The following is a 19,374-nucleotide window of genomic DNA, read 5'->3' on the forward strand; positions in this document are numbered from 1 at the left end:
ATAGGGTGACAGTGATAACTCTTCGATACATACTCAAGGTGTCCATCATGGGGAGGTGGGGAAAGGACAGGATGGGAAGATGATTGGGGATAGTTCTTACTTCTTACGTGAGATTTTCCGTGGCACCCAGGTCGCAGGTTCGTCGAGCATCAAAGGCTGATGGAACACAGTGAGTTCATCTCCCTGCGATTGGATCCACTCGTTGAGTTCCTGCGTCAACTCGCGTTGAACGGACGACAACTCTTCGCGACCGGCTAGGTTATTGAGTTCATTGGGATCGTTCTCCAAATCATAGAGCTCGTACTCAGGACGCCCGTAGTAACGAGCGAGCACAGCAGCGGCGTGATCGTCGGTCTTGGCTGCTTCGATCCACTCCTTGAAGTAGTCGCCGGATGTTTCACGCAAAAGCAAATCGATATACGATGTGAAGGCAAAATCGGGGTGTGGGTTCCAAATCAATTTATATCGATCCGTGCGAATACTGCGGCTGAGATAGACGTTCATCAGCAAATCACCGCTATGCGTTGTGAAGATGCGTTCACGATGCGAATCGGTCTCGCCATGAAGGACCGGCGCAAATGAGCGTCCATCGAGATCGGCCGGAACAACGCCGCCGGAGATATCGATCAAGGTTGGCAAGACGTCGACCCAACTAACCATGGCATCCGTTCTCGTCCCCGCTTCAATTTTTCCAGGTTGAGCGACGATCAATGGCACGCGAATGCCTTCATCGTAAAGCGTCCACTTGCCGAACGGGAATTGGGCACCGTGATCGCTGGAGAATAGGAACAGCTTGTCGTCAGACAAATGTTTGTCAGCTAACGCTCGAAGTTCACCCAGATACTTGTCGAGGTCTTTCACCTCCTGCAAGTATCGTGAACGCTGAACTCGCGTGCGTGGCGTGTCGAGCAACTGCGGTGGCATTGCGATTGACTCGGGATCGACTGTTGACTCGCTGGGCCATGGAACGTGTGGGTCGGAGACTCCGACGAAGAGCGCCAGTGGACGCGGGTCTGTACGCTCCTCCAAAAACTTCCTCACCGTTTTTCGCAGATCCGGAATGTGCTGTTTGGAATCGATGACGTCGAAATGATAGTCTGGGGCACTTCGCAGATGAGCAACTTTCCCAAACGCGGCGGTTTGGTAGCCAAGGTCATTGAGAATCGTTGGCAGTCGCAGGACATCTTCATGCGGGTAACTATGATTTTCTTCCGCACCATTGCGGGCGGGCATCAATCCGGTCAATAACGCCGCACGGCTGACCGCACACGAAGGACTGGCGACAAAAGCACGATCAAACGCCATCCCATCGGCGGCCAACTGATCAATTTCCGGCGTTTGAATACTCGTGCCGCCGTAGGATGAAACGTCGTCTGCGGAAAGATCATCGGCCAAGTACACCACGATGTCAGGAAGTCGCTGTGGTTCAGCGGAACTAGATTTGGTCGCGAACAGAGATGCCAATAGAGTCACTGCCAACAGTGGGCATGTCGATCGCATTAGCAAACGGTATTTCATGGAGCTATTTCGACTGAAAGAGGGCATGTGGCTACGCGATGATCTCCGTCACAACACGACTGGGGTCAACGCCCGTCAGTTTTTGGTCGAGCCCTTGAAACGGAAAGATCAATCGATTGTGATCAATCCCCAGTAGATGAAGCATTGTTGCGTGAAAATCTCGAACATGAACGGATCCGTCCAAAACGTTGTAACTGAAGTCGTCCGTCGTTCCGTATTCGAAGCCGCCTTTCACCCCGCCACCTGCCATCCAAGCGGTAAAACATCGCGGGTGGTGATCGCGTCCGTAGTTATTGGGCGTCAAGTTACCCTGGCTATAAACGGTGCGTCCAAACTCGCCGGCGAAAACCACGAGCGTGTCCTTCAACAACCCTCGTTGCTTCAGATCCATCAACAACGCCGAGGTCGGCTGATCGACGTCTTTGCACTGCGCCGTTAGGTTCTCGGGCAATCGCGAGTGATGGTCCCATCCGCGATGAAACAACTGAACAAACCGGACGTCACGTTCAATCATCCGTCTCGCCAAGAGACAGTTCCTCGCGTACGAACCGGGCTTGTCGACGTCCGGGCCATACATTTCCATCGTTTCGCGGGCTTCTTCCGAAAGGTCAGTCAGCTCGGGAACGGATGACTGCATTCGGAACGCCATCTCTTGTTGCGCGATGGTTGTTTCAATTTCCGGATCGCCAATCTCGCTGAAGTGCTTCTGGTTCAGCTCGCCGAGAGAGTCCAGCATGCGTCGACGCACGGATCGGTCGATTCCCTTCGGGTTGGAAAGAAACAACACCGGATCACCAGCCGCCTGGAAACTCGTTCCTTGATGTTTTGAAGGCAGAAAACCGCTGCCCCACAAACGCGAATAGAGTGCCTGCACGTTCACCTTGCCGCCCCAAAACGCCGACGGCAAAACGACGTAGTCGGGCAGGTCCTTGTTCATCGTCCCCAATCCGTAACTCAACCAAGACCCCATGCTCGGCTTGCCGGGGATCTCCGATCCGGTGCAAAACGATGTCTTGCCCGGGTCATGATTGATTGCGTTGGTATTGAGAGAGCGGATGATGCACAGATCATCGACGCGTTTGGCTAAATGGGGCAGCAACTCGCTCATCCAAATACCGTTTTCGCCGTGCTGCGAAAATTGGAATTTCGATGGCGCGACGAGTTGTGCTTTTCCCTTCGTCATTGCCGTCACTCGCTGGCCTTGACTGACCGACGGAGGCAACTCACTCTTGAACAGTCGGTGCAGCTCGGGTTTGTAATCAAACAAATCGAGTTGACTCGGCGCGCCCGCCATGAAGAGAAAGATGACACGTTTCGTTTTGGCCGGAAAGTGCAGCCCCGGTTGGCCGCCGAGATCCGTGTTGGGAATCGACGAATTGCAATACGAGGTATTCGCGAGAGCGTTCGCTAAAGCGGACACGCCCAACCCCATGCCGGCGTTTGTCAGGAAACGGCGTCGGTTGCTACGAAGGTCAACGGTTTGCATGCGTTCCATCGTCTACTCCTTCGTTTTGGTAATATCGAGATTGAAAACAACATTGGCGAGTACAGTCCACGCCGCGAGTTCCACGTCGTTTCCTACTGCCGAAACAGTGGATGATTCCGAGTTAGCTTCCGTCGCCCCGTGAGTCATCTGCCGCGTCAACTCCCGATCACTCGAATACTTTTGCACCAGATCACCGAGCAACGATTCGATAGTGGCGACCTCATCCCGGTCGGGCAGTTTGGACGTCACGGTCTCCCAGAGATACGACATACGTTGTGATTCGGGTTGCTTCAATGTTTCCTTCGCCAAGGCTCGCGCCGCATTGAGGTATTCCGGTTCATTGAGCAACAACAACGCCTGTGTCGCTGTGTTGGTCCGTTCACGCCGTGCGATGCACGAATCGCGTAGAGGAGCGTTAAGGATTGTCATTTGCGGCGGAGGCATCGAACGCTTCCAAAACGTGTAAACGCTTCTGCGCCGAATCGATTCCCCCGAATCAGGTTGGTAAACTTCGCCAATCATCGAGACCGACTGCCATAAACCGTCCGGTTGCGGCGGCTTCACACTAGGTCCGTACATTCGGTCGGACAACAAACCGCTCGTCGCCAAGATCTGATCACGGATCATCTCGGCGTCCAAACGATAGCGGGGCCCGCGTGCGAGCAAACGATTTTCCGGATCCGCGTTGAACTGCTCTGGCGTCGCGATCGATGACTGCCGGTAGGTGTTCGACAATACAATCTGACGCATCAACGCTTTGACATCCCACCCCGATTCGACGAACGAAACGGCAAGGTAGTCGAGCAACTCGGGATGCGAAGGCACCTCGCCTTGGCTACCGAGATCTTCGGAGGTCTTCACGAGTCCGACACCAAAGAACTGCTGCCAAAAACGATTCACGGCCACGCGTGCGGTCAACGGATGATCCGGCGAAACAAACCAATGTGCGAGATCCATTCTCGACGGAACCTCGCCGGTCGTTTGCAAAGGCGGCAGGAACGCGGGAGTGCCTCGACTCACCTCTTTACCCGGGGCATCGTACTGGCCGCGTTCGAGGATGAACGTTTGGCGAACGTTGCTGCGTTCTTTCATCACCATCGCCTTCGCGATCCCGTCATCAAACGCATCGCGTTTCTGCTGAATTCGCTCGAGCAGAGCGGTGGTTTCTTCCGCGGCCCCCACTTTCTCAAGCGTCGGCTGCAATTTTGACAACTGACGAAGCAAGCGATCGTACTCTCCAAGCCGAGCGGATTGCTCGTCAGTGGCCAACGAAATGAACGGCGGCTGCAGACCGTTCTTCGGACCATCCCGCGAAACCGTTTCAGGCTTTGCGTCGATGTTATTGAAGAACGCGGAGAGCGAATAGAAATCTTCCTGCGTGATCGGATCGAACTTGTGATCGTGGCACTGAGCACAATGGACAGTCAAACCCAAGAACGCGGTCCCAACCGAGGTCACCCGGTCGATCACGTTCTTTGAGAAGCTTTCTTCGGGCAGCGCCGTGCCTCGGTCAATGATCAAATGCAAACGATGGAACCCTGACGCGATCAGTTGATCACGCGTCGGCTCGGGATACAGATCACCGGCGAGTTGATAGGTCAGAAAATCGTCGTACCCGAGGTTCTCGTTGAACGCTCGGATCACCCAATCACGGTACGCATAGTGATTGCGATAAAAATCCTTATGCATCCCGTTGGAATCGGCGTATCGAACCAAGTCCAACCAGTATCGTCCGACGTGCTCGCCAAACTGTGGCCGACTGAGCAGGTCATCGACCAAGTCTTGCCAAGCTTGTTCCGGTGCCTGTTGATAGCGATCCAGAAACGTCGCGATCTCTTCGCGGGATGGAGGCAAGCCGGTTAGATCAAACGTGACGCGTCTGATCAGCGTCCGAGGATCTGCCGCAGACGATGGCTGGAGTCCGTCAGAGCGGAGCCTCTGCATCACCAAACGATCGATCGGATGAACGTCCCACGAAGGATCGCTTACCTCAGGCAAAGCAGGAACACGCGGGGGCTCGAACGCCCAGAAACCTTCATACTCCGCACCCGATTCAATCCACCGACGAATCAACTGCAGTTCTTCATCCTTGAATGGCTCTAAATGCGAATCGGTTGGCGGCATCAACTCGGATTCGTCGTCCGTCGTAATCCGGCGCCACAATTCACTGTCGTCGATCGATCCGGGCTCGATCACAAATCCGATCGGTCCGTCATCATCATCGGCTACATCGAGTCGCAGCCCCGACTCTCGCGATTCAGGATCGGGGCCGTGACATGCAAAGCACCGACTCGAGAGCAGCGGACGTATGTCGCGGTTGAAAGAAACCGGGTTGTCCGCATGTGCCATCGTAACTGACATGCACACGATTACGGCGGAAACCACGGAAATAATTGGCACGTGAGATAGCTTCGCTCGGATTCGCCTTGGAACCATGTTGCAACTCTTTTGCTAGACCAAATTCGCTCGCAACCAAACGGTGATCGCGGCACACATTAGAATGTCTGCCGCGAACGTGCACAAACCGAAACAATCGCGATCAGGTATTTCGCTTACCTACGGTGCACTGGAAAACCGAGTAGTGGCATTGCCACATCGAGACCAGCGTCCCCGGTCCAAGCAATCACTCCATATCCGATTCCTCGACGTCACCAAAATCCTCTGCACCGACCAACGGCACGGGATTCTCTTCAACATATTTCTCAAGCTCACTCTTCTCGATTGGCATCGACGTCGAACCTGAATCTCCACATCCGACCATCGAGAGCACGACCCCCAACGAAACGGCAAGCATGTAAAACTGTTTCATGATAGCTCCTTAATTTTTGATGCCATGTTGACATCCGAGTTGCAGATTGGAAATGCAAGAGGGCCAGCCGTCTGCTGTCGCCTGGCCCCCTTGTAAATATTGACGGCGAGTGAACCGCCGCTGCCTATTAAAATTCCTGATCGATCGTTTCCTTGAACGCTCGCGACCCGAGAGCTCCCCACAACCCAAACGGGCTCTGGGCACCAGCATCAAGTGCTGGCCCACGCCAGCCGACGTGGTAGCTGTTTTGATTGCCTGCCTCGATTGAGTCAGTCACGAATTTCACAGCACCGTCACCCATGAGGATGTGCACGCCACCCTGGTGACGACTGCTCGCCGAGGCGGTGGCGTCGCTGATGCCAAAGGTTCCGGCACAGTACGCTCCATTGGGAGGCACGGTCGTGTTGAAACCACTGAAGAGCACGCGACCGAACGCCCACTTGAAACCACGCTTAACTTCCCCGAGCGGACCGATACTGGCGTTGAAGTCGGTTTCGATCAGGCCGTTGCTCCAAAACTGGGGACGCGTTGCATCGACCATACTATCACAAGCGCTATTGGTTCCTTGATCGCCCAACCAGGAGATACCCTGCGCTTTGGCGGGGTGAGTCCGCTTGTCACGGTCACCAAGGTCCGTGGCGATCTCGCCGGCCATAATCGTGTTAGACAGACCATCAAGGATATCGCGGAAGCGAGCTTCATTTCGATAGACGAAGAAACCGCGACACGACTCACGCTGTCGCTCAGGACCACTGGTGTTCCAAGTTCCGTTGTCTTTGATTCCACCGTGAACATAGATCGCCGAATCGCCCATGCACGCTGCGTAGTTAGTGCGTGCGAACGCAGGGAGACCAACACCCGGATCGCTCGGGCAGCGGAAGCCTGGCACCTCGGTTACCCATGGATCATAAGGCTGACCGTTCTGGTCCTGCAGACGTCGACGTGGCGTTGGCCCCATCGCCTGAAAAACATCGCCCGTCGTGCTGGCATTTCCGTCCGAATCCAAAGGATTACTAATTTGCTCCCAAAGCGCCTGCTGCTCAATGAACGGCAACAGACCGACCAACCAACTGAGTTCCAAAGCGTTGGTCGCCAGAGGCTCCGAACCCGCGGTCTGAGCCAGTCCGCCCGCGGAAGCACTTCCGTTGAGGGTTGTTGTACCACCGCCCTGCATAGGCAATTTACTGTAGGCGGAATGATAATTGTGAACCGCCAAACCAAGTTGCTTGAAGTTGTTGCTGCAGCTCATGCGACGAGCCGCTTCACGTGCTGCTTGCACAGCCGGCAACAACAAACCAACCAAAACGCCGATGATGGCGATCACCACCAACAGCTCCACAAGTGTAAACCCCAATCGATTACGTTTCATTTGAAACACCTACCTAGAAAAGAAAAGAAACGAGAACACGCTGGCAGAACACAAGACACCGAGTTGAGTTGCCAGACACAGCCTTACCAGTACGCTCGAAAAAGCCCCCGCCAAGAGACATGTCGCCGACTGAATCTTTTGCCATGACTGCCAAACCCAACCACCGCTTCGACGCAATCGAGAATATCTCGACGCTTTGATATGGAAGCGTGCGATCCCCTATGGCCTGCCAACGAAATGGATTTTACCATTGCCGCCCAACTTGACGATGAGCCATTACCCCTTGTTTTGTGACTACTTTGCGACAATTGTTAACCAGACCCCGCACCGGAGCGCAGAAACACATAACACGATGACATTCATTCATCATGCATTTCCACTCGACTTGCGTTACCGCATTCACTTCGATGCTTCGCCACGTGTTTTTGCCACCGCGGCGGCTCGGTATTGAGATGGAGATACTTTTTCGGTTCGGTTGAACGTGACCCGCATTCGCTCTTCACTCGGAAAGCCCGCGATATACGCCACCTCTTTGATTCCCAAATCGGTTTCTTTGAGCAGACGTTTCGCCCGGCTCAATCGACAGGCAATCATTTCTTGAAGGATGCTGTGCCCGAGCTCGGCATGAAAGCGCCGTTGAAGAACACGCCTGCTCACACACAAACGATCCGCGAACGACTTCACCGTGAAAGCACGGTCACTGTGTGTCCAAATCAAATTCAGCGTATCGGCAACCAAAGGATCACCAATCGTGTTCTCACGAACGGTTCGATCTCCGCCGGGAATCTGCCCCGGATCGACCATGGACTCGATGATGTTCCCGATCAGCGACAGCACCTGCATCGAAAGCATGACGGAGTTCTGGTTCGGTGATGATCGCACACGACTGAGCAGTTGATCAAAACCCTCGATCAACCGATCAAAGTCCCGGGCACGGTGCACCGCGCGAGACGGATCGATCACCTCGAGCTCTTGAAGCCGGTGTGTCATCACGCCGTTGAAGGAAATCCAACGCTCACGCCAACCGACATCCGCGTCCGGACGATAGCGATGCCAAACGCCGGGAAACAAAATGAACGCATACCCTGGGCCAATCGATACCGTGCCAGTCTCTTTGGTTTCGAAGACCCCGCGGCCTTCGGAAATCAGGAGGATCTGAAATTCGGGCAGCACGCGCCCCCGCGACCAACAGTGGTCATACAGGCCCGGGTGCCCTTTCGGCGGATACTCCTGATCCGGTCCGGTGCGCGCGCGGCCCACACCCGTCAAGTAAGCGCCCCAGGTTATCGCGGCGTCGTTGACGGGAAGGTAGTGATAAAAATCTTCTAGTTCGTTCTCGCCCATGGACCTCGTCGCCGGAGCCCCTGAGACCGCACCTCCACCCGAGCACCGCGCGAGCGGACTGGGGTGAAAACGGAAATCAGCAGGTACTTCTGTATTACTCACGGGAAATGTAATTGAAGGCATCGGACCAATGAATCTCGCCAGCGTGCGTTAACCAGCCCTTAGGCGCGACCTTTTGCGCTGAAATTCGAAATTTTTCGCGGCATTAAGGGTTTGCTGAAATTTCCTTCCGATTTGCAGCAGAAACACTGCAAAAATCACCTGCACACTGAGGTAATTGGTGGCTCTCTCCCTACGCTCAAAAAACACGGCGTTTGAGGGCGGATCAGAAACTGACGGAGACGGTAGGCCGGCGGAATGTTCCCCGGCCTATTGAGCGATCCGAGGCAACCCGGGCTGTTGATTGCTTCGTTTAACGGGCAGCCGTAGGCGACCTACTTGCCACTGCACATCGCCTACGGCTACCGGTTAAACGAAAACTGGTTGACTCTTGATTAAATCGATAAACCGAAATGTCCCGGGGCAAACTAAGTGCAGCGATTCGGCATGCTGTCTGAAACCGGCGATCTCTCGCGAACGTTCCACCATGTCTGACACCAAAATTTGCCCCGCCCCCACATTAGGCGGCCGAACTGCGATAGATTTTTCGATTCCCGATCACGAGGGATGCCCCACCGATAGCCTTCTTTCCCATCCTGTTTCGAGGTTGACGATTAATTCCCCATCATCGCAGGACGAATTTGTGCGGTTGTTGGCGACTCACTCGAGTCGGCTGATGTCGTTCATTCGCATCATCACCATGAACCGGCACAACGATGCGGAAGACGTATTCCAACGCACATGCATCATCCTTTGGCAGAAGTTCTCCGATTTCGATGGGGAGAACTTCTTTGCGTGGGCATGCGGAATCGCACGCTACGAAATGCTGAAACTGCGAGACTCGCAGAAGCGAGTCAAAGTCTTCGATGACGAGACAATTGAATACCTTTCGTCCGACGCATGCATGGTGGCGCAGGACGTCTGCGATCGTCGCACCGCACTGAGCAAATGCTTAAGCGAGCTCCCGATTGCCGATCGTGAACTCATCCGCCGACGCTACTACGACGAGTTAAGCGTTAAAGAAATCGCGGAACATGTGGGACGTTCCACCTACGCAATTTACCGAGAATTGAGCCGGATCCACGGATCGCTGTCTCGATGCATCGAAAGAACTTTGGCCGAGGAAGTCTAGTGACACCCGATAACCCGAACCTATCCGAACTGCGTGGTTTGATTCTGAAGTCGCAGCAAGAGTTGCTGACGAAAGAAGACATCCGGCGCGTCAATGAGATCGCCCGAACCGAAGCGGGATCGCGAGAGGCGGTTGCGTTGATCGACCAGTTCTGTGCGTTGAGTGATCACAATTCGCTGGAGTCACCCGCGATTGTGAAGGAGGTGTTTGAGGCGTTGCGAGAACAACCGGAATCGACCGCCGCAGGTGCAGCGACGGCCTCGGCGCCCCACGTTGAAGTCGCACGTAAAGAGCGAGCAGCGTCGCATCGACCGACAACGCGAAACTCCGGCGAAAATCGACACTACGCATGGTTGCTCGCACTCGTCGCGAGCAACATCCTTGTCGCGAGTTTTGCCTGGTCGCTGGCAAAAAGCCAGTCGGGTTTCGATCGTGTTGCGTCGTCAGATCTGCTGCAAACCAACACTCCCGACCGCGATTCCGACGCCGCGTCCCAATCCGTCGCACCGCAACTCGTATCGATGACCGCATGCGTTTGGCGGTCAACCCGCGAAACCACTCCAACGATCGGCGATCCGATCGATTCGGGCGAAGTCCTGAATCTCGTCGAAGGAATCGCGGAACTGCGACTCGGTGAAAACACCGGTCGTGACGCATTGGTTCGCATCGAAGGCCCCGCGAGCGTTCACAATCAAAGCAACGGTGAACTCGGTCTGCTACGTGGCTCGATGACTCTCAAAGGCATCGGCGCGAATACCGAAGACAACTCCGTTTCGATCGCTGCCGGCCGAGTGACAATCGGCCCACAGAGTTTCGTCGGATTGGTTTCCGATGACACCTCGAGCGAACTGCATGTCTTTCGCGGCAACGCAGTACTAACGCCCCATGATTTGAACGATGAACTACACGAAATTCGCTTGGAGGAAGGTGAAGCGGTTCGCGTGTTTCAGCAAACCGACGAAGGAATCCAGCTCGTGCGTTTCGATGCGAGCGTTGGAAATTTCGTGTCGGCACGTTCGCCCAATTTCGACCCTCTGAACCTCGACGATGAATACGCCAACACGATCCAACAATCCGCGCCGAAAGTGTATTGGCGTTTCGAACAACTCAAAGGTGACTTCCCGTTCTACGTCGAGAACGAGGGCACCGCAGAGGGCATGAACGCGTTGATCATCGGCAACCCGACCTGGCGTCAATATGGCGAAAACCGTGTCGCCGAAATCGGAACGCCTACCGCCGCAGCGTTTCACGCCGAAGAGCAATGGCCACCGTCCGCATTGGACGAATACAGCATCGAACTATGGGTCAAGCCACAGCTGTATCATCACGGTGAATTGCTGTGTCTGCACGATCCGTTGGTGCTCAAGGACGGAAGGTACCAACACACCATGATGCTCGAGGTCACGGCAAAACACTACTTCACGCATCGTCTGAGCGAATCTGAACCCAACCGCATCCGATTCGTCCATCGTGCACTCGGGGAGACCCAACCGATAAGTGCCACCAATATTTTCTCCGAAACCACCTACGAGGCGCGAATGTGGCAGCACGTGGTGGCACAGAAGAAGGACAACAGCCAACGACTGTGGCTCAACGGACAAATCGTGGCGGAACGTCAAAACCCGGTACCGCTTAATGCCAACGTTCAGTTGCTCGTTGGACGCGTCTATCCCGATTCGGAGTATCGACGTTTTGTGGGCCAGATCGATGAGGTCGCCGTCTACGACCGGGCCATCACGAAAGATGAAATCCAACGGCATATCGAAGCCGCCGGACGTTCCGTCGCGGATGCTTCCGAATCGGTCTCTGAAGATCAAACGCCAGAAACCACCCCAGCAACGTAGCCGGAGTCGCCAAGACTTCGGACGGGCATCGAACGTGCGAAGACTAACTCTGGCGAGTCCAACTAAGGGTCAAACCGTCCAGGAAAGCCGCAGCTACCAGCCGGATGTCGCCAACGTTCACGCGGCAAAACTCGGCAACATCATTTATCGAAACGCTCTAATCAGCTTGCGTTTGACTCGCGAGTCCTTCGTCACGCATCTCACGCCAGAGCGCGGTCATTTCCTTTTTCATCGAGCTGACGAGTTCGGGATGTTTGCTTGCGATGTCGTTGCTCTGTGAAGGGTCGACCGAAACGTCGTAGAGCTCCACACGATCAGGGTCGGACGTCGCGAGCCACTCGTCAAGCGAAACGCCTACTTCGCGTTGAGGCAACCAAGCGATCAACGTGTAGTTGCCGTCCCGCATCGAGATCTGTGGCATGCGGAACCACGTGTCTCCGTGGTGCGGGAAGAACCAGATAGCGGAATCACGACGCCGAACCGGTTGCCCCAGAAATGCGTCAAAAGCATCGACGCCGTCCACGTTGCGGCCAGCGGGCACGTCCGCGTCCACCAGACTGCAAATCGTGGGCAGAATATCGGTTCCGTTGAAGAGCACATCGCTGCGCGTGTTCGCCGGAATGACTCCGGGATAACGGACCAGACCTGGGACACGGTGACCTCCCTCAAAGGGAAACCGTTTCATGCCGCGCAGTACGCCGGGCGAGCCAAAGCACTTATCGCGGATGGGATCCTCCCACTGGCCGAGCGACTCTTCGACAGTCACCGGGGCTTCCGGTCCGTTGTCGCTGGTGAACAGAACCAAGGTGTCCTTCTCCAGCCCCTCGTCCTCGAGCGTCTTCATCAGTCGTCCGAAGGCGTCATCGAGTTGGTTGACGGTTCCGTAGTAGTCCTTCTTATGGTCAGAGATATCTCGTGCCGGACGCTTGACCCGACCGTACTGAATCTCCTTTTCCAATCGTTCAACGTTGGCGTTGTCGTACCGGGCGCTGTATTCCTCGGGTGGATCGATTGGGGTATGTGGTTCGTGCGAGCAAACATACATAAAAAACGGTTTCTGCTTATCACGTTGATTGGCCAGCCATTCGCGAGCGTCATCAACAATCACGTCGCAGTACCAACCGTCGACCGTGCCCAGCGGCTCTCCGTTCTTGATAAACGCTTTCGGCCGGCGTGGCCCGCCGAGTTCGTCGAACGCGTTGAGCGTCGTTCCCATCCAGTAGTCAAATCCCTGATCGCCAGGGCCGGGATGGACGTAACGATCTTTCTCGAGTGTCGAAAGATGCCACTTGCCCCAGAACCCGGTTTCGTAGCCCTTTCCTTTGAGCACCTCCGCAACGGTGACCTCTTCATCTCTCAAGAAAGTGTCCTTGTTGTGGATGTAGAAGAACCCACTGCGGTATGGATTTCGTCCAGTCAGCAGCGCAGCCCGCGACGGCGAACAAACCGTTCCACCGGAATGACAGTCGATCATGCGCACGCCTTGGGATGCGAACCGATCCAGGTGAGGCGTCTGAACGATTGGATTGCCGTAGCACGCAAGGTCACCGTAACCGAGGTCGTCGGCCAGAAAGACGATCACATTGGGCCGGTCATCAGCCGCATGTGCATAGCAACAGACGGTGAGAAGCAGGACTAACGATCCAAGGCAAATTTTCATTTTTGATTACTATACGTTCTCATTGCGTCCGAACGCGGTTGAATCGCCCGTCCAGACATCGGTTTGCATGGTTGTCCGACACCGATCCCAAACCACCGATAGGATAACACGTTAGCGAATCCGCATTAGCCGCGGTTTCCGGTGGAAAACCAAGACTAGCGCCCGGCGGCTAATTTTTTCTCGTGGCTATCGGATCGCTTCCTAGCACACAATGTCCGGAAATCTTGTTGATGTCCGACAGCTCAATTTCGGACAATCATTTAACGCGGCCGTGCTTTTGGCGCGGCTGTGCTTATGCCGCGGCTGTGCTTATGGCGCGGCTGTGCTTATGGCGCGGCTGTGCTTATGGCGCGGCTGGGGCGAGTGTGCCGGCTTGGCGTCCGGTGGGGACGTACCAGTCAATCAATAGCTTACCGAGTTCCATCACCTTGTCGGGATTGGATTCGGCGAGATTGTTGTTTTCGTCAGGATCACTTTGCAGATCGTAGAGTTGAGGTGCCGCATCCTGCGGTGGATACCTCATGTATCCAGGTGCTCCATCGTATGTCAGCAGCAGCTTGTCATTTCCTTTGATCACCCAACGGTATAACAGCGACGCTTGCGGGTTCTCGATGTCAGCGATGTCGTGTGCAAACGCTTCACCATATATCGTGTCTCGATCAATCGAATCGCCCGACATGAGCTGCGGCAGCAGATTGAGGCCATCAAACTCGTGTGGAGCTTTCGCTCCCGCAGCAGCAAGAACCGTCGGCACAAAATCCATCGACGTACAAAGCTCGGTTCGATCTGCCACAGGAATTTTACCGGGCCAGCGGAACATGATCGGTGTTCGCGTCCCGAGTTCGTAGGGGCTTCGTTTGGAACGTGGTCCGTAACGACCAGCCTCTGTTTGAATCCAACCGTTGTCCGTGATGTAGATGATCAGCGTGTCTTCGGCGATGCCCGAGTTGTCGATGTGGTCTATCAACGTTCCGCATGTTTCATCGAACCATTCGCACATCGCATAGTATTTGGCGATCCGTTCTTGAACTCCCTTCTTAAGGTACTTCTCGATAAGTTCAGCCGGTGGGTTGTGTGGCGTGTGAGGCATGACGGGCGCGTACCAGACAAAGAACGGCTTATCCGCCTCCACACTGCGATCGATAAAGTCAGTGACTGGCTTCATGGTTTCGCGTCCGATCGCCAAACCTTCATCACCATGCCGTCCGCCTGGGTTGGGATACCCTTTGGTCATGCCTTCGGTAAAACCACCACGCTGATAAGATCCTTCCCACCACTTTCCGCTTTGAAAGCTGACATAGCCTTTTTCGGCCAACCACTGGGGTAGTGCACCGGTGCGGTCGATGTGAGAGATCAGCATTTCGCGGATGTCACCGCCCGATTTTTCGGCGTGGGCTTTGTTTGCTGCGGTGCGAGCGGGATCGTTTCCGCTCGTCTTGTTCTCATGAGCATATAGTCCCGTGATCAGCGTCATCAGGGACGGCCGGCACAACGCGGTTGGAACATAGCCACGCCGAAACAACGTGCTCTCTTTGGCAAGCTTGTCCAAATTGGGCGTTTCGATTTCTTCGTGCCCCATAAAACCGTAGTCGGTGTAACCTTGATCATCCGAGAGGATCAAAACAACATTCGGTGGTTTAACCTCAGACGCTGTCGCGGTGGCGACCATCAAGATCATCGGTAGCAGGCGAAGGATGCGGTGCACGATGTGCCTCATGTTGTTTTGAAGTTGACGTATTCGATCTGTACACCAGTACTATCTCAACCAGAAGCCACGAACGGATCCGTAGCGAAAATCGCCAAGACTTTCGGTGATTCGAGGGGCCCGCCGAAACTCATGCCGAGTTTCGCTCCCCTGAGAATGGCGACACTGAGAATCGCGACACTGAGAATCGCGACCAATGCGCCCGTACCGCGCTGTCCCTCGAGCACTCCCAACGCAACTGAAGAGAGGAAAACTCAGTCCTGTTGCGTTTCTCTAGTTAATGCGACGCTCAGTCTTCGACGCGATATTCTGGCGGCGGTGGTTCGGCCAATTCCGGGTGATCTATCAGCAGTTGTTCAACATCCGAAATGTCGTAAGCCCTCTCAGGCTTTTCTTCAGCACATCCGATGGATGTGACGACCAATGCGAGAACCAACAAATGGGCGGTAACCTTCATAGCAATCCTAGACTCGTAAATGGTAAACGGGTGACAACGTAGCTCGTGAGCGACACGTTTCGGCTCGATCGCTTTTGCGAACGCTAAACACAAGAAACGGTCGACATCTCGCGAACGCGTCCGACGAGCAGACGCGTTCGCTGTTATGACGATCTTGCGGATTTAGAACTCGGCGTCGATTACTTCGCTCGATGCGCGAGTACCAAGAGAGCCCCACAATCCAAACGGGCTCGCTGCACCGGGTACCGACAATGGGTCCGTGTTGACAGACGCTGTGGAAACCATCGCACGCCCAGACAGGTTGCCCGATTCGATGGAGTCCGTGATGAACTTGACCGCACCGTCCCCCATCAAAATATGAGCCCCACCCTGGTGCCGGCTACTTGGAGGACAAATCCCCTCGGATTGATACCAGCTTTGCGTAAAGCAAAGCTCTCGGTTCGGAGGCAACACGGCGTAAACGCCCGAGTGAATTGGGATGCCCCATGCCCAACGAAAGCCACGTCGATTGTCGATGTGAGCGTTGCTGGCGAAGGGAGCACTCGCGTCCCAAAACTGTGGCCGTTCCGAATCGACGAATGGCTCGCATGCTAATGCACCGCCCGGTGACTTGACGTTCCGTGTTGATGTACCGTTCAACATTCGCGTCCGTTTATCGTCATCGCCGAGATCGGTAACAAACTCACCCATCGCGATGGTGTTTGACAGACCATCGAGAACATCTCGGAACGCCGATTTCATTTGGCATTTGAAGAAGCCACGGTTGCTGGCGTTGGCAGATGCAATCGTCGTCGAGGCGTGTGGCACGCCTTTGTGATTCATGACAGCCGCGGCGTTGGTTTGGGCGATCGAGTCTCCCAGGCAGACGCCATAATTCGTACGCCCCATCGCCGGAAGCCCAACGCCAGGATCACTGGGGCATCGGAACGTAGGAATGTCCGATTCAAACGGCGCGTAAGGTCCAGCCTGGCTGTTCGTGAGTTTGTCGAATGTGCGACCAGGGTAAGGCCCCATCGGCGAGTAGATGTTCCCGGCACCAGGGAGACCTGCGGGAACTTGGTATGGATTCGCGAGTTGCTCCCACATGGCTTGCTGTTCGATGAACGGCGTCAGGCCGACCAAAGCAGAGAGTTCCAGCGAGTTTTGCCCAGGAGCGTATTCTCGTCTTGATACCGTGTAGGTCCCACCGCATTGAACCGGCAACTGGTTGTAGGCCGAGTGATAGTTGTGGATCGCCAAGCCGATTTGCTTGAAGTTGTTACTGCAGCTCATCCGTCGAGCTGCTTCCCGGGCGGCTTGCACTGCTGGTAACAGCAGCCCTACCAAAACTCCGATGATTGCAATGACTACGAGAAGCTCGACGAGAGTGAATCCTCTTCGCCCCAAATACTTACGCATGATTTTCCCCAAAATCCGAACAGAACGCGTTGAGATGTAACAAACAAATTCGCGGGCACCCAACATCGAGACGTGACATCTGTCTCCGCTGCGGCCCCCCGATTCGATTAACTAAAAGTTAAATATACAGTTGCTAATTCATCGTTCTGTGTTTTCATCGCCACCCTTCGATGTTTCCGCGCACAACGTTTTTGCGTGCCAAAGGCGAAGTGCTGAACATTCTCGCAGTGACTCTTTTAGTCAGTGAGTCGTGCATTACCGCAGTGCATCGCAAAGGGAAGATGCTCGCCCCAACAGAAAGGAGACGCGCGTTTATCAAGCAAAAATTTGGCGGTGCATCGAGTGGTACCCCAACAACGTAGCCAGAGCCGCCAAGACTTCGGACGGGGCTCGATGTGCGGAGTTTGAACTTTGGCGAGTTTAGCTACGGCGGGGAAGAGGAAGGACAAGAATCACCGTAGCCGGAGTCGCCAGACTCCGGAAGAACTTCGATCTGGCGAACTCGGCTACTGGATCGCTCTAATTCAAACTCGTGACGACCACGTAGTAGGCGCCGAGTTCGCCTTCGGGGATCTCGAAGATCGGTGCGAGCTGATACGAGCCTTCTTTGAGTTCGGCTTCGAAACTGACTTCCTCCGCACCGGCGGGTACCGGTTTTCGCTCCAGGTCTTCGCCGTCGATTCGCAGCACCGCGTGCGAAGCGTTGATCGCGTTCCCCGGTGTCACGCGAAACGGAGTGGTGGCACCGGGCACATCATCTCCCGGTGGCAGCGAAGCGTTGATCGCGGCTCCCGATTCGACCGGCCAGCGTCGTAGCGAAATCTGATACTTGCCGTCGCGAACCACCTTGACCGCCCAATAACCTTTGTGGGTCAGTTTTCCCGGATCCGGGTTCTTGCGACTCGCTTCGCGGATCGATCCTTGGTGCCATGGGGGATAGATCTTTTGAATCCAATCGTGGGCGGTGAGGCTGACAACCGGATGATCTTTATGTCCCAGATAGATCTCCGTTGTTTGCGAGAACGATGGCGAGATGTCCGCCCACCATTCTTCGTAGAACTGTCGCATCGTTTCAACAACTTCGGGGTGCTCCTTGGCGATGTTGTTCTTCTGTCCCGGATCAACATCGATCGCGTAAAGTTGTTTTCCATTAATCAAACGGAACTTCTGCGACATCACTGCTGAACTTCGCCACTTGATCGGATCACGCACGCGTTGCGAATCGCTGATCACAAAACGTTCGGGCCATTCGACATCCTTTTTCGGATCGAGCAGGTCGGCTATCGACAAACCGTCGAACTTCACTCCTTCTGGTTTAGGGACACCTGTCATTTCGAGGAGTGTCGGAACAATGTCGACTGCGTGCGTGAGTGTCTTCACGTCATGCTGTTCGGTGATCCCGCCGGCAGGCCAATGCAGGAAGAACGGGACACGGTGGCCTCCGTCATACGCGCTTCCCTTGCCAGCTTTCATTCCCGCATTGTAGACCTTCGCGCCACTCGCGGTGCCGTTATCAGTCGTGAAGATAAAGATCGTGTCGTTCGTGATTCCCAGATCATCGATCAACTGGCGTGTCTTTCCGACGTTGTCGTCGATGTTGGTAATCATGCCATAGAATGCCGCGATGCTTTCGGACTGGCCTTCGTACATGTCCGTGTATTCTTTGGGGCAATGCAGCGGTTTGTGCGGCGCGTTTGTGGAGATGTACGCGAAGAAAGGCTTGTTCGCTTTCGCACACCGGGTGATGAACTGGTTGGCTTGGTCAAAGAAGACGTCCGTACAGAAGCCTTTGGCAGGAACGATCTTTCCGTTGTGAAAGTACGATCCGTCGAAGTAAGCGTTGTCCCAAACGTCGGGAGTTTGTCCGATCCCGCCGCCACCATGACGGTAGACCTCCGTGAAACCACGATCTTCCGGTCGATAGGGAAAGTTGTCGCCGAGGTGCCATTTGCCGAACATCCCGGTTTCGTAGCCTGCGTCAGCAAACATTTGTCCGATCGTTACTTCGTTCTCACGAAGCATCGAACGCCCCATGATCGTGTGCCAAACGCCGGTCCGGTTGGTCCAGTGTCCGGTCAGCAACGAACAACGTGTTGGCGAGCAAGTTGGGGCGACGTGGTAATCGCTGAGCCTGGAACTTTGCGAGGCAAGTTTGTCAATGTTGGGCGTCTTGATGATCGGATTGCCGGTGCAAGCGAGATCACCGTAGCCTTGATCGTCGGAGATCACGAAAACCACGTTGGTTGCGGAGGCGGCGAGCGTTCCGATCACCAACCAGGTGAAGGTGAATAAACAAAGTCTGAATTGTGAGAGCATGAGACGCGAGATTGAGACTGGAGTGGGGAAGACGGGCCTCTCAAAGAAGCCGTGCATTTCGACGGGCCGCGACTCGGCGCACGGACGAGCGCGCGGCAGTGCGGCTATTCTATACAATCCGATTCGGGCCGTGGCGAAGAGGTCCCACGTTGTTTGGTCTTTCCGAGACCGATGTTCAGTGCCATCGGGTCTTGGAGATACGCGGCTACGTGCACGGTTTAGCTTTTCGAGCCTCGC

Annotated in this window: 13 protein-coding genes; 2 read left to right on the plus strand and 11 right to left on the minus strand. The window is 55.0% G+C overall.

The features are described from left to right. Positions 1-96: 96 nt before the first annotated feature. The 6 genes from RSSM_RS05740 to RSSM_RS05760 form a co-directional block, all read right to left on the minus strand. The gene (locus RSSM_RS05740) at positions 97-1,518 is read right to left on the minus strand and encodes a sulfatase family protein (RefSeq protein ID WP_008675532.1); all 1,422 of its coding nucleotides are present in this window, start codon (positions 1,516-1,518) and stop codon (positions 97-99) included. A gap of 31 nt (positions 1,519-1,549) precedes the next feature. Continuing rightward, positions 1,550-3,013, minus strand: a complete 1,464-nt coding sequence (locus RSSM_RS05745; RefSeq protein WP_008675534.1) for a DUF1501 domain-containing protein — start codon at positions 3,011-3,013, stop codon at positions 1,550-1,552. 3 nt (positions 3,014-3,016) lie between these two features. Next, positions 3,017-5,365: a PSD1 and planctomycete cytochrome C domain-containing protein gene (locus RSSM_RS05750; RefSeq protein WP_236620969.1), complete on the minus strand. Its 2,349-nt coding sequence runs from the start codon at positions 5,363-5,365 to the stop codon at positions 3,017-3,019. 262 nt (positions 5,366-5,627) lie between these two features. Next, a complete protein-coding gene (locus tag RSSM_RS33055; protein ID WP_008675538.1) occupies positions 5,628-5,813 on the minus strand; it encodes a hypothetical protein in 186 nt (61 codons plus the stop codon). Positions 5,814-5,940: 127 nt separating this feature from the next. Then, the gene (locus tag RSSM_RS05755) at positions 5,941-7,182 is read right to left on the minus strand and encodes a DUF1559 domain-containing protein (protein WP_044301278.1); all 1,242 of its coding nucleotides are present in this window, start codon (positions 7,180-7,182) and stop codon (positions 5,941-5,943) included. A gap of 399 nt (positions 7,183-7,581) precedes the next feature. Beyond that, a complete protein-coding gene (locus tag RSSM_RS05760; protein WP_008675546.1) occupies positions 7,582-8,526 on the minus strand; it encodes an AraC family transcriptional regulator in 945 nt (314 codons plus the stop codon). 742 nt (positions 8,527-9,268) lie between these two features. Between RSSM_RS05760 and RSSM_RS05765 the strand changes: the two genes are divergently transcribed. Continuing rightward, positions 9,269-9,757, plus strand: coding sequence for a sigma-70 family RNA polymerase sigma factor (locus RSSM_RS05765; RefSeq protein ID WP_008675550.1), 489 nt, complete (start codon positions 9,269-9,271; stop codon positions 9,755-9,757). Continuing rightward, on the plus strand, positions 9,724-11,601 hold the full coding sequence (locus tag RSSM_RS05770; protein WP_044301282.1) for a LamG domain-containing protein: 1,878 nt from the start codon (positions 9,724-9,726) through the stop codon (positions 11,599-11,601). The genes RSSM_RS05765 and RSSM_RS05770 overlap by 34 nt, the downstream gene beginning before the upstream one ends. A 157-nt stretch (positions 11,602-11,758) precedes the next feature. Here the strand turns inward: RSSM_RS05770 and RSSM_RS05775 are convergent, their stop codons facing one another. From RSSM_RS05775 to RSSM_RS05790, 5 genes are all read right to left on the minus strand, one after another. After that, a complete protein-coding gene (locus tag RSSM_RS05775) occupies positions 11,759-13,261 on the minus strand; it encodes a sulfatase family protein (protein WP_081613695.1) in 1,503 nt (500 codons plus the stop codon). Positions 13,262-13,604: 343 nt separating this feature from the next. Next, entirely contained in the window at positions 13,605-14,978 is a 1,374-nt protein-coding gene (locus RSSM_RS05780) for a sulfatase family protein (RefSeq protein ID WP_044301283.1), read from the minus strand. Between the two features lie 277 nt (positions 14,979-15,255). Further along, positions 15,256-15,423, minus strand: a complete 168-nt coding sequence (locus RSSM_RS34075; RefSeq protein ID WP_008675560.1) for a hypothetical protein — start codon at positions 15,421-15,423, stop codon at positions 15,256-15,258. 162 nt (positions 15,424-15,585) lie between these two features. Then, a complete protein-coding gene (locus RSSM_RS05785; protein WP_044301287.1) occupies positions 15,586-16,821 on the minus strand; it encodes a DUF1559 domain-containing protein in 1,236 nt (411 codons plus the stop codon). Positions 16,822-17,340: 519 nt separating this feature from the next. Then, complete coding sequence (locus RSSM_RS05790) at positions 17,341-19,137, minus strand: arylsulfatase (RefSeq protein WP_008675565.1); 1,797 nt, start codon at positions 19,135-19,137, stop codon at positions 17,341-17,343. Positions 19,138-19,374 lie beyond the last annotated feature (237 nt).

This window comes from Aporhodopirellula sallentina SM41 (assembly GCF_000346505.1).
Taxonomy (GTDB): Bacteria; Planctomycetota; Planctomycetia; order Pirellulales; family Pirellulaceae; genus Rhodopirellula; species Rhodopirellula sallentina.